The 12645-nt window shown below is 34.7% G+C and carries 9 protein-coding genes and 1 pseudogene; 5 read left to right on the forward strand and 5 right to left on the reverse strand.

Annotated elements, in window-relative coordinates:
• Positions 1 to 12 precede the first annotated feature (12 nt).
• From radC to sfsA, 3 genes are read right to left on the reverse strand one after another with little or no spacing between them, the layout of a single operon-like run.
• A complete protein-coding gene (radC, locus tag ACFIKR_RS05785; protein ID WP_015856410.1) occupies positions 13 to 807 on the reverse strand; it encodes a DNA repair protein RadC in 795 nt (264 codons plus the stop codon).
• Positions 808 to 824: 17 nt separating this feature from the next.
• Entirely contained in the window at positions 825 to 1655 is an 831-nt protein-coding gene (gene map, locus ACFIKR_RS05790) for a type I methionyl aminopeptidase (RefSeq protein ID WP_375659187.1), read from the reverse strand.
• Entirely contained in the window at positions 1648 to 2364 is a 717-nt protein-coding gene (gene sfsA, locus ACFIKR_RS05795; protein ID WP_375659188.1) for a DNA/RNA nuclease SfsA, read from the reverse strand. Before sfsA ends, map begins: the two co-directional genes overlap by 8 nt.
• A gap of 273 nt (positions 2365 to 2637) precedes the next feature.
• On the opposite strand from sfsA, the pseudogene ACFIKR_RS05800 reads away from it, so the two are divergent.
• The 4 genes and pseudogenes from ACFIKR_RS05800 (at position 2638) to ttcA (ending at position 6224) form a co-directional block, all read left to right on the forward strand.
• Positions 2638 to 3475: pseudogene (locus tag ACFIKR_RS05800) on the forward strand (RNA methyltransferase).
• The gene (gene murI / locus ACFIKR_RS05805) at positions 3468 to 4295 is read left to right on the forward strand and encodes a glutamate racemase (protein WP_375659189.1); all 828 of its coding nucleotides are present in this window, start codon (positions 3468 to 3470) and stop codon (positions 4293 to 4295) included. The pseudogene ACFIKR_RS05800 and the gene murI overlap by 8 nt, the downstream one beginning before the upstream one ends.
• A 171-nt stretch (positions 4296 to 4466) precedes the next feature.
• The gene (gene rpsD / locus ACFIKR_RS05810) at positions 4467 to 5084 is read left to right on the forward strand and encodes a 30S ribosomal protein S4 (RefSeq protein WP_375659190.1); all 618 of its coding nucleotides are present in this window, start codon (positions 4467 to 4469) and stop codon (positions 5082 to 5084) included.
• Between the two features lie 264 nt (positions 5085 to 5348).
• Positions 5349 to 6224: a tRNA 2-thiocytidine(32) synthetase TtcA gene (gene ttcA / locus ACFIKR_RS05815; RefSeq protein ID WP_375659191.1), complete on the forward strand. Its 876-nt coding sequence runs from the start codon at positions 5349 to 5351 to the stop codon at positions 6222 to 6224.
• Between the two features lie 525 nt (positions 6225 to 6749).
• On the opposite strand, the gene rimO is transcribed toward ttcA, so the two are convergent.
• On the reverse strand, positions 6750 to 8063 hold the full coding sequence (gene rimO / locus ACFIKR_RS05820) for a 30S ribosomal protein S12 methylthiotransferase RimO (RefSeq protein ID WP_375659192.1): 1314 nt from the start codon (positions 8061 to 8063) through the stop codon (positions 6750 to 6752).
• A 457-nt stretch (positions 8064 to 8520) separates the two neighbouring features.
• Positions 8521 to 9234 carry a transcriptional repressor LexA gene (gene lexA / locus ACFIKR_RS05825; RefSeq protein WP_375659193.1) on the reverse strand — a complete coding sequence of 238 codons (714 nt, stop codon included), beginning with the start codon at positions 9232 to 9234 and terminating at the stop codon, positions 8521 to 8523.
• A 2899-nt stretch (positions 9235 to 12133) separates the two neighbouring features.
• Here lexA and ACFIKR_RS05830 point away from each other — a divergent pair.
• A partial coding sequence (locus ACFIKR_RS05830; RefSeq protein WP_375659194.1) for a POTRA domain-containing protein occupies positions 12134 to 12645 on the forward strand: 512 nt, incomplete at its 3' end.

Below are 12645 nucleotides of genomic sequence, written 5' to 3' on the forward strand. Positions count from 1 at the left end.
ATCCCATAAGATTTATATAAGTTTTAATGCTTTAAAGCTCGTATGATTATTTCGTGCAATAATAAGATGGTCATGGATAATAATGCCTAACGCATTTGCTGCATCTTTTAATCTATATGTCATTGTTATATCTGCATCAGAGGGGGTGGAATCGCCAGAAGGGTGATTGTGGACTAAGATAAGTCCTGATGCGGATAACTCTAAAGCTCGAGAAATAACTTCACGAGGATAAACAGGGGTATGATCAATGGTTCCAGTTTGTTGCACCTCATCAGCAAGTAAGCCGTTTTTTTTATCAAGAAACAAAATACGAAATTGTTCACGTGTTTCGTGAGCCATAACAGCTTTACAATAAGCTAACACTTTATCCCATGATGAAAAAATATCGCGTTTAAACAATTGCGCACGAGCAAGACGTCCAGCAACATCTGAAATAATTTTTAAATCAATTGCAGTGGCGGGACCACATCCTGGAATTTCTTGAAGTCGGTGAATATCTGCTCCCAATACATCAGCTAATGAACCAAAACGTGCTATCAAATTTTTAGCTATGGGTTTTGTGTTTGCACGGGGTATTGTGCGAAAAAGCAATAATTCAAGATATTCATAATCTTCGATTGCATTTCCTTTTGACTTTAAATAACGCTTCCGAAGACGCTCACGGTGTCCTTGATAATGTTTATGGAGCTGTGCGTTTTTCTGAGGGGCTTCACTTTTTCTTTCTGATACTGGGGTGAGTGGAGAACTCGATGTTAATGCAAAGTGATCACTTTGAGTATTTTCCTTTTGATTTAATTTTTTAGCCATAACATCTCTACATTGCGTTAGGTATGCGAATTTGGAATATAAAAAATATTTTTAGGAGATTGTGTAAATATTTCATACCCTTCTTTTGTGACACCAATTGTATGTTCATATTGTGCTGTCAGAGAGCGGTCACGGGTAACAGCAGTCCAACCGTCAGATAAAATCTTAACTTGTGGTTTACCAAGGTTAATCATAGGCTCAATTGTAAACATCATACCTTGTTTTAATTCTATTCCTTCTCCAGGATTTCCATAATGGAGGATATTGGGTGCATCATGAAAAAGCTGCCCAATACCATGTCCACAAAAATCTTTCACAATTGAGCATCGTTCAGATTCTGCATACTGTTGAATGGCTGCACCAATATCACCTGTGGTTGCTCCAGGCTTAACAACAGCGATTCCTTTCATAAGACTTTCATAGGTTATTTTTAGCAGGCGTTCTGCAGCACGCCTGATTTTCCCAACAGGATACATTCGGCTTGAATCCCCATGCCAACCATCAAGGATAAAGGTTACATCTACATTCACAATATCGCCTTCTTGCAAGGGTCTTTTATTGGGAATGCCATGACAGACAACGTGATTGATAGATGTACAGCATGAATGGCTGTATCCATGATAATTTAGATCAGCAGGAAGTGCTCCTCGCTTAGCACCAAAAATGAATACAAAATCATCAATTTCTTGCGTAGTAACGCCTGGCTTAATAATATCCGTAAGTGCATCAAGGCATTCTGCAGCAATGCGACCAACTTCACGCATTTTAGCAAAAGCATAATCATCGAAAATGCGAATTTTCCCATTAAATTTTAAAGGGCTTTTATTATATTCAATATATTCAGTCATTGTTTTTTCTGTTTTCTATTTTTACTCTCTGAATCGGAAAAATGCCTTCTACACTTACGTGACACTTTACAGCATAACATTCTACTCCTGATTTTAATGCTAAATCAAATTTACGTCCATAGAGTGGATCAAGATCATGACAGATTGTAAAAGCTGCGCAATCTTCTCGTTGAATAATATAAAGCATAGCAGCTCTTTTTCCTTGTTGTATAACTCCTATGAGATCATCAAGGTGACGTGCTCCACGTTTTGTTTCGCTATCAGGAAATTCTGCTAATCCTTTTTGACGAATAAAATGAACATTTTTGACTTCTAGGTAACAATCAGGAAGAATGTCATCACGTAAAAGAAAGTCAATCCGTGATTGTGTCCCATAGCGTTGTTCTTTTAAAATTGTTTTATATCCACTTAATTCTGGTAGTAATCCGTTTTGAATTGCTTCTAATGCAAGTTTATTGGGTAAAGCAGTATTAATGCCAACCAAAGTATTATCGGCTTCAATAATTTCTAATTGGTAGGCATATTTTCGTTTGATGTTATTATGATATGAAAGCCAAATATTGGAGTTGAAAGCTGTTAATCCAAGCATTGATCCTGTATTAGGCACAGACACGGTGAGGACATGCTGATCATCTTGTTGAACATCTGCAAGGAAACGTTTATAACGACGGATAAGCTTTGCAGGAAAAAGTTTGGGAATAAAGTGCATATCCCTTTTTTAGGATTTATGATTTCATAATTCAACTGAGATTATGATTCGTCGGGGCTATTCCCTATAAAAAAGATAAAATTGATGTAAAAAACGCTACGATATCCTATATAAATTCCATCGTTTACTTTAATGGCTTTTAAAATTTATTATCTTTGAGTGAAAAGATAACATTGTCTATAATTTATTATTAAACAGCATTAGAGTACTGTGAAGAAGATTTCGTAAAAAATAGTGGAGAGGGAGATAGTTAAGTGAAACTAGGTAAGATTGATGGCTGGAACGAATAAGAATCGTGAAAATTTAACAAATGGTCCCATTATTATTTTAGTTGAGCCGCAGCTTCCTGAAAACATTGGTATGGTCGCAAGGGCAATGGCGAATTTTGGGCTTTCTAAGCTTCGGTTAGTCAAACCTCGAGAAATGTTTCCAAATGAAAAAGCTATAGCTGCTGCAAGTAAAGCTGATCATGTTATTAACAATGCTGTGATTTTTAACACATTGCGTGATTCAATTGCAGATTTACACTATGTTTTTGCCACAACAGCACGTGAAAGATGTGGATTTAAAACTGTAAAAAGTGCTGTCGAAGCAGCAAGCGTATTACGTCAGCGTGAAAGTATCGGACATAAGACAGGTATTGTCTTTGGAAGAGAGAGATGGGGATTAGAAAATGATGAAATCAGCCTTGTTGATGAAATTATTACTTTTCCAGTTAATCCTGCTTTTGCGTCACTTAATATTGCGCAAGCGGTTCTTTTAATGTCTTACGAATGGATGAAAACAGGTTTAGAGAATGTCAGCGATACGGCATTTCGTGCCGCAGAGATGGAACCTGCAAATAAAACAATATTTCATGGTTTTTTATCTCAGTTAGAAGAGGCTTTGAATATCCGTGGGTATTTTAGACCCCCAGAACGCAAAGAAGTAATGCTTGCAAATTTGCGCTCTGTTTTTACGCGCGCTAACTTTAGTGAACCTGAGGTTCGTTTATTGCGAGGCATTATATCTTCTTTGGATCATTTTTCGCCACAATATCCACGGGGGAGTAGAGCACCTGAAGAGCGTGATCGTAAAAAAATTAAAAATAAGTGTGAAAACTAATGGATGAACGACCTCTTCTTTTTTTTGATAGCGGTATTGGTGGTTTAACAGTGTTTAGAGAAGCACGTATTCTTATCCCTGAAATGCAATTTATCTATGTTGCTGATGATGCAGGATTTCCTTATGGAAATTGGAAAGAAAATATTTTGAAAGAGCGTATTTTAAAGATTTTTACAAATCTTTTAACACGCTACAATCCAGCCTTATGTGTGATTGCTTGCAACACCGTTTCTACACTGATGATGGCAGATTTACGACAGAATTTTCCTCATATCCCTTTTGTAGGAACGGTTCCTGCAATTAAATCAGCTGCTAAACAAACAAAATCTGGTTTTATTTCCGTATTAGCTACTCCTGGAACAGTGAAACGTGCCTATACAAATGAATTAATTAACTCTTTTGCTGGACAGTGTCATGTTCAGCTTGTGGGAAGTAAAAAGCTGGCTGGATTTGCTGAAGATTATTTACGGGGAAAATCTATCGATTCAGAAGAGTTAAGAAAAGAAATCTTGCCATGTTTTGTGGAAAAAAATGGACAATATACTGATGTTATTGTTTTAGCCTGCACACATTATCCTTTTTTGATTAACTTCTTTCGTGAACATGCTTTATGGTCCGTTGAGTGGATTGATCCGGCGAAAGCGATTGCCAAACATATCAGATCATTATTACCACTGTCGGAAAAAGTACACGATCAATATATAAAGAAATATCAAGATTTTGCGTTGTTAACATCGAAAAATATCACTTCTTTAACGGAGAATTTGTTTAAAGGATTTGGCTTAAAACTCATGAAAGGAGTTGACTTTGGGTTGCGAGACCAATAATGATGATCTAGCTATTCTTTTCAAGAAAATAGTATTAATTGACGTGTCCCGTGGATAACTTTGCATATTGATATGTTAAGGTGTTCTGTCAGTCTTTAGTATTTAAAGGCAGAGGAGGGCGCGTTTCCTTGGGGTCTTAAGATCTCGTGTTTTATTTTATAAGGAAATGCGATGAGTAAACGCGAAACAACAAAGTATAAAATTGACCGTCGTATGGGAGAAAATATTTGGGGTCGTCCAAAATCTCCTGTCAATCGTCGTGATTATGGTCCAGGTCAGCATGGACAGCGTCGTAAAGGAAAACTTTCTGACTATGGGGTGCAGTTGCGCGCTAAACAGAAATTGAAAGGGTTTTATGGAGATATTTCAGAAAAACAATTTCATAAAACTTATGAAGAGGCTTCTCGTCGACGGGGCGATACTGGTGAAAATCTTATCGGTCTGTTAGAATCACGTTTGGATGCTGTTGTTTATCGTGCAAAATTCGTGCCTACGATTTTCGCTTCTCGCCAATTTATCAATCACGGTCATGTTAATGTAAATGGTCGGCGCACAAATATTCAATCTTATCGTTGTAAACCAGGTGATGTTATTGAGGTTCGGGAAAAATCAAAACAACTTGTTTTAGTTTTAGAATCAGTGCAATTGGCAGAACGTGATGTCCCTGATTATATTGAAGCAGATCATAAACAGATGAAAGCAACCTTTACACGTATTCCTGCTTTTGCAGATGTTCCTTATGCTGTGCAAATGGAACCTAATTTGGTTGTTGAATTTTATTCTCGATAATTTTTCTGCAAGAGAAGTTGTTTTTCTCTTCTATTATTATAACTTCAAAATATTGTGTTATTTTTACAATCTTTGAAGTTAATAAGTGCTTTTTATGAATGGTTCTATATTAAGTTTGTTGCTATGTTTTATAGTCATAAACTTATATAGTTCCATTTTTTTTGTGTATCTAATTTATAAATTCAAAAAACATAAATGTAAGCTTTCTTTAATATTTGTTTTATCTTTGCAAAACGGGCTGTTTATTGTGCAGGATATGGTATTATGAATGATGTTTCAGTTGAATATCAGGCAATAGAAGAAAACGAAGAGAGAGATGATCCTTTAATAAGCGAAGCAGATAATTGTCATCCAATATTTCGTGTTGCTCCTTCAAGCGTAGAATTTAATAAATTGCGCAAACGACTTTTACGTCATATGCGACAAGCTTTGGATGATTTTTCTATGCTCTCTACAGGAAAAAAATGGCTTGTTGCTTTATCGGGTGGAAAAGACTCTTATGGTTTATTAGCGCTTCTTTTAGACTTAAAGTGGCGAGGCCTTTTATCCGTTGAAATTCTTGCCTGTAATCTTGATCAAGGGCAACCAGGATTTCCTAAGCATATTCTTCCAGACTTTTTAAGTTCTTATAAAATTCCATATCGTATTGAATATCAGGATACGTATTCCATTGTTACAGATAAATTGGCAGAGTCGCAGACATATTGTTCACTTTGTTCTCGATTACGACGTGGTAATCTCTATCGTATTGCACGTGAAGAGGGATGTTCTGCATTAGTTTTAGGTCATCATCGTGATGATGTTTTAGAAACATTTTTTATGAATTTGTTTCATGGTGGCCGATTAGCTGCCATGCCTGGAAAACTTAAAAACGATGAAGGAGATCTTTTTGTGTTACGTCCTCTTGTTTATGCTGCTGAGGAAGATATGGAAAAATTTTCTCAAGCAATGCAATTTCCGATTATTCCTTGTAATCTTTGCGGTAGTCAAGATGGTTTACAACGTAATGCAATGAAAGAAATGCTGAAAAATATCGAAAGACAAATGCCAGGACGTAAAGATACGATGATTCGCGCTTTAACAAATGTACGCCCAAGTCATTTGCTTGATAAGAAATTCTTTGATTTTAAAACGTGTTAATAAAAATTAGATATTAAAAAATAAGTTCAAAGAGTTTAAGATAAGATACTTATTTATAATGATAATTTATTGTTTTTTAATTTAAATATCGTAAGATTGTTTTGTTTCAAATTCTCTTATATTGCATCCATAAAAAACATCCGCCTGCATGTCACAAAGGAAATTCTTGTGTGCATAAAACACTATTGAAAAAAGTTTCCTTTCACTAACTAATGACTGTCGCAATATGAAAAGTGGGAAAATAGTACGATTGTCGATTTGCTCTTTTGTTAAGTAAAAATGGTGAGCCTTGTGGATTTTATTCTTTTGCGCCGCCGTCACCGTCATTTAAGGCATTAAATTAAGAGAATATACAACTGCTTGGTATTTGTGGAGTGTATAGCAAACATTCAGGGCAAGGATTGCTCGTAAATTCTCATGAAATGAGTTACATAAGTGATCAAGTTCGATTGTGAGTAGCCGATCTTTTTATAAACCAATGCTGATAGAAATCTTCATCATTGAGGACAGGAAGAAGTTAAATTTTCAAACTGCTACACCATAAAGATCATAGGCATCCGACTGTTCAATTTTAACGCTGACAAATTCACCAACACGCAATGGGCGTCGTGATGATATATGGACAACACCATCTATTTCTGGAGCATCGTATTGACTACGTCCTTTGGCAACTTTTCCTTGACTTTCATCGATAAGTACTTGGAGTCTTTTTCCAATTTTTTTCTTTAAAAGATGTGTAGAAATTTGTTGTTGTTTTGCCATAAAACGATGCCAGCGATTTTCTTTCACCTCTTCAGGAATATTTTCTAATCCCAAATCATTTGCGGCGGCTCCTTTTACTTCTTCATATTTAAAGCACCCAGCGCGTTCAATTTTTGCTTCTTCTAGCCATTCTAGGAGTATATTAAAATCTTCATTCGTTTCGCCAGGAAAACCAACAATAAATGTTGACCGCAAAGTAAGATCCGGACATATCTTTCGCCATTTTTCAATTCTACGGTTTGTTTTTTCTATGAGTGCAGGACGCTTCATATGACGCAAAACAGCTGGTGATGCATGCTGAAAAGGAATATCCAGATAAGGAAGAATTTTTTTTGCAGCCATAAGTTCGATAACTTCATCAACATGGGGATAAGGATAAACGTAATGCATACGTATCCAAATACCCATATCGCCTAGTTCGCGACAAAGATCAAAGAATTTTGTTTTGATTGTACGATCTTTCCAAGAATTTTCGAGATATTTAAGATCAATACCATAAGCACTCGTATCTTGTGAAATAACTAAAAGTTCTTTTACACCCGCTTGCACAAGTTTTTCAGCTTCACGAAGAACATCGCTGATGGGACGTGAAGTGAGATCACCACGCAGAGTAGGGATGATACAAAAACTACACTGGTTAGAGCACCCTTCAGAAATCTTTAAGTAGGCGTAATGGCGAGGTGTTAAACGAATACCTTGGGGAGGAACTAAATCAAGAAAAGGATCATGAACAGGAGGAATTGCTGTATGAACAGCTTCTATAACACTTTCATAAGCTTGCGGTTTTGTAATAGCCAATATATTAGGATACGTTTGGCGAATAACATCAGGATCAGCACCAAGACACCCCGTTACAATAACTTTTCCATTTTTTTTGAGAGCTTCATCAATATTGGCTAATGATTCTCTCCTTGCCGAGTCAAGAAAGCCACAGGTATTCACAATAACGACATCAGCTCCTTGATGTTGACGTGAAATTTCATACCCTTCAGAGCGAAGGCGTGTAATAATTCGCTCAGAATCTACGAGTGCTTTTGGGCATCCGAGGGAGACAAAACTAATACGAGGTGCTAGCATGATGATCCTACAATTACTATAAATGATTGAATTACGCTTTTATAACTTAAAAATAATGTTCTTTATTTTTATACCTATGCAATAAAATCTGTTACAAAGTTATTTGATTTTTTTCTACAAAATTTTATATGTTTTTATGCATGCATACAATTTTATCTTATTATATCGTAAAATTCTGTCATTGAGGACGATGATATAAGGCTGCTTCCTTTAAAGCATTCAAATTCTTTTAAAAGTAGGTGGTGAATATTTTAAAGCTTACTTGTCACGCTTTGCGTAAGTGAAGGAGACATGAGGGAAGGGAAAGTGAAAGCCGCTCTATAAGGACTTGGATTGTTTATAGACCGAATTGGGGTATCCTTTGGCAGTGGAGAGGAAGTCTACTGCGTGTGGCACAATAAAAAAATACTCAACAGCTTCTTATTGCGATATCTACCGCGTACTATAAGGTTTATTTTTAATATTTGCGAATAAGTCCGGTAAGTTTGCCTTGTATTTCTACACGCTCGGATTCGTATGTACGTACTTCATAATGAGGATTTGCGGCTTCTAATGCAATAGAAGCTCCTTTGCGTCGATAACGTTTTAATGTGGCTTCTTTTTTATCAATAAACGCAACAATAATTTCACCTGTTATTGCTGTATTTTGACGTTTCACAATGATCGTATCTTTATCAAGGATACCAGCCTCCATCATAGAATCATCTTTAACTTCTAATGCGTAGTGCTCACCTGTATTAACCATATCGCGTGGGAGAGAAAGAGTGTTTATTTGTTGCAGTATAGCAGAAGTGGGCACGCTCGCAGAAATACGTCCCATAATAGGAATGGTGATATTTTTTTTTTCTTCTTCATCAAAGTTGTCAAGGTTACTCAAGCTTTTTGATATTTCCCTTTTATTTCTTTCCATCATACTGGGAGAAATTTTACGTGCTAAAGAAAGGTTAAATGTTATTTTCTCAGGGAGTCGAATTACCTCCACTGCACGAGCGCGATTGGGTAATCGACGTATAAACCCTCGTTGTTCTAAGGCGATAATGAGTTTATGAATACCAGACTTTGAAGAAAGTTCTAATGCGTTTTTCATTTCTTCAAAAGAAGGAGGAACGCCAGTTTCTTTTGTATGGTTATGAATAAACAAGAGTAGCTCATATTGTTTACATGTTAGCATTCAATATTCCAATCAAAATAATAAAAAAGGAGTAAAGTAAAAATACATGTATATATGACACTTTTACAAATTTTTTCTCGCCAAATCAAAATTATTTTCTTTATTTTTGATCTTATAAGTTAATCTAATGAAGCAATATGTTTATTTATGGACATATTTAAGTTATTATTTATATAAAACTTACTTTAAGCATTTTATTAAATTATTACTTATATATTATATAGCTACATTAATATTAAATAATCTATAAAAATACTTTATAGCTCTGACTGAATTATCCAACACTAAATATTATAACCAGTGTTATCCTTTTCTTCTAAAAAAATATATCTACGTATCTTGTAATTTCTGATATAAAAAAGTTAATTAAAAGGCGTTTTATCAATAGCAGAATAGGCATTCTATATATTTAGAACACTCTATGGGTATTTAGAATCACTTTGCATATTATTTCTGCTTTTTTTAGTAAAATTATCTATAGCTATAATAGTTAGCATAATTTATAGTCATTCGAGATACATTCAATGAGACTAAATTTTTGCTTCATCTCTGCTTTATTCTATAGGATAAATTGGCTTTTGTTATATATTCATTATGCATGAATAAAAATCATACTCTCAAAATACCATTGTTGCTCATTGTCCCATCTCCATATCTAACGTGCCAACCGCTATATACTATTTTGCAGGACCCTAATGTTGCGATAATTTTTGGTTATTGAAAGGAGGCATAAAAGGTATTTTCATTTCTTTTTTATAGTTTCATTCTCTCACTTGTATCAAATATATAAGATATAATACTAAAAAAATACAATAAAATCAATATCTTGAGTGTAATTATTTTATAAGAATCTACACCTTTATGCATGATTCATTTGATCATTTTTTATAAACAATTACTATCTATAAACAGACCCCAAAAAAGCAAATTATGATGCAAATATTATAACGCATGTAAACATTCAAATGAAATGAAAAGCAGCTATCATTCATAGCAGGTCATAAATTTTATGATACGTTTTTATCACAGCACACATCACATTATTTAAAAATTTAGTTATTTGGAATTATTGATAACATTCATTAAAGATTACATCTTGTTTTAAAGATTGGATTGTTAATCACATAAAAGAACAAATTAATGGTCGCCAAAATTGGCGAGCGTAAAATAGAGGGCTGTTATAACAGCATCATCATAACACCAAACATTTTAAAAATTGCATGAAATGATTTAAAGACAAGATAGACTTTAAAGTGCTTTTAATGACATAACGCAAGCAAGCAAAAAACGTTTTAAAGGTCACAGTCTAAAAATACGAAACCAAATGAGCTCCCCCCAAATTTGGGGACACCTATTTAAGACAAAGATAAGCAGGTAAATTTCGAAAGAATTGTAATCATATCACAAGGCATGAAATTTTACTCAATTTTTAGACAAAAGTTATTCTGTTTAAAGAATTGTTTTATTCTAAGATAATGCCTTCAAAATTGGATTGGTTGATTTTGCCAACTCAAAATTGAGCCGGCTAATTTGCAAAGAAGTTACATTTGAGTACAAAATGAAATACACATAGCCTCATTAAATGAACGTTTAAATGTTTGGAGCATAAAATGAGATCTTTATAAGAAACGTTTGAAACTGATTTTTTATAACGATTATAGCTCAGTTATCATTTATTCATAAGATTGTTTTATTTATGAAAAAACTAAGATCTAAACTTAACAGCAGAGCAAATTTTAAAGCTTTATATTTGTAAAAAAAACGCAGCTTTTATCTTATGAGAGATTGTTTTGAAAACCAACGCTTGCAAGCGTAAAAAGAATGTTTTTTACAGATATTTATTGAATATGCATTTTCTTTTGATTGGATTGATAAAGCTACCAAGTATTTTGATAATGTGCTTTATTTCTTTAGAAATAAAAACGTTATGATTGATATGTTTTTAGAAAAGAAAAGCGTTTATAGGCTCTGTAATTCAAATGAATTTCATAAAGGCTGCTTATCCATAGCCCATGACACAGGGCTAGATTAGCAAAATAGGGAAATTTGCTATTGATTTTACGTGTCAATCAAGACAAATACACTATGTTTTTTTAAAATATCATAATGAGTATTTCGATAGGTTTTGAAGGTTCCTAAAACCCTCAAAAATCCTTAAAAACATATTACGGATTGTATTTATAGGTTGTGTTTTAATATAGGTTGTTTATTAAAAAACAACCTATATTAAGGTCACTCAGATCATTGTCTTTGGAGAAAAGTTGCCTAATGCCCTATAAAAGAGTTTTGCGTGATTGTCTTGAAAGGCTCTCGAAGAGATTTCTTATTGTTTTCTATGATGGTTTTTAACGACAGGATGTGCTTGATCGCATGATGTCTCGTTTATATGCGTGTTGAGTGGTTTAGAGGAGCTGGAGAGTGAATTTATCTCTAATTATTGATAAATATATTGTAGCATTAAATTGGGGATATTGATGTATTAAACATTGACGGGCTAAACAGTTTTGTTTAGAGGTCTTTTTACATAAATGTGGGGGAGAGATCTTCAGCAATTAGAATAAAGCAGTTTTTGGGTGTCACTTTTCTATGGTTACAGAGGCATGTGCTTTTGTTAAAAGCGTCATAGGGCAGTGACTGTTTTGAGTGGACTTGTTAGAGGTTCATGAAGTTCTTTTAAATAATGCTTTATGAATGGTGCAAAGCGGGGGCAATCTGTATTGTTATTTATCTTTATTACGCCAAAGTTCTCTTTTGAGAATTTTTCGTTGCCATTTTTGTTTTCTTTGGCTTGTTTACAGGTGTAAATGTTTATGCGCGCTCCTCAGCTATTTTTCATTCCCCAACCGATAATTTTTCTCGTAGGTATTCAGAAAAGCAGCAATTAGAAAGAATTGAGAAATTGCGGTCTTTAACGCCTAAAAGGATAAAGACGCCTTCAGAGCAAAATCCAGAAACGCTTTTGGGTGGGAAACAATGTTTTCCCATTCATGCTCTTGTTGTTGAGGGAGTGCATCATGTCAAAAAGCGCTTTATATCAGCCGTAACAGAGCCTTATGTTGGAAGATGTATCGGTCTTTTTGATATCCAGATATTAATCAAGCAGTTAACCAAAGTTTATTTGGATCAAGGTTATGTAACGGCGCGTTTTTACATTCCTGATCAAGATATCAAAAACAGCAAGACGCTCAAATTTGTTGTTGTTGAGGGCAAGCTTTCAGAGATTTACTATAATGGTTCACCGGCGTCTCGTTATAACAATGTTGTATGGAGTGCTTTTCCTGGGCTTCAAGGTCATGTTCTGAACATGCGCGATATTGAACAGGGGCTTGATCAGATCAACCGTTTGAGTTCAGCGCACGCTCAAAGCGAACTTCTTCCAGGGCGTGAAGAAGGGAGCACCATTGTCAATAT

Source organism: Bartonella sp. MR30HLJHH (assembly GCF_042194195.1).
Classification (GTDB): Bacteria; Pseudomonadota; Alphaproteobacteria; order Rhizobiales; family Rhizobiaceae; genus Bartonella; species Bartonella grahamii.

Coding starts and splice junctions, on each gene's coding strand:
- radC (WP_015856410.1), bottom strand. CDS start 807: ATGGCTAAAAAATTAAATCAAAAGGAAAATACTCAAAGTGATCACTTT.
- map (WP_375659187.1), bottom strand. CDS start 1,655: ATGACTGAATATATTGAATATAATAAAAGCCCTTTAAAATTTAATGGG.
- sfsA (WP_375659188.1), bottom strand. CDS start 2,364: ATGCACTTTATTCCCAAACTTTTTCCTGCAAAGCTTATCCGTCGTTAT.
- murI (WP_375659189.1), top strand. CDS start 3,468: ATGGATGAACGACCTCTTCTTTTTTTTGATAGCGGTATTGGTGGTTTA.
- rpsD (WP_375659190.1), top strand. CDS start 4,467: ATGAGTAAACGCGAAACAACAAAGTATAAAATTGACCGTCGTATGGGA.
- ttcA (WP_375659191.1), top strand. CDS start 5,349: ATGAATGATGTTTCAGTTGAATATCAGGCAATAGAAGAAAACGAAGAG.
- rimO (WP_375659192.1), bottom strand. CDS start 8,063: ATGCTAGCACCTCGTATTAGTTTTGTCTCCCTCGGATGCCCAAAAGCA.
- lexA (WP_375659193.1), bottom strand. CDS start 9,234: ATGCTAACATGTAAACAATATGAGCTACTCTTGTTTATTCATAACCAT.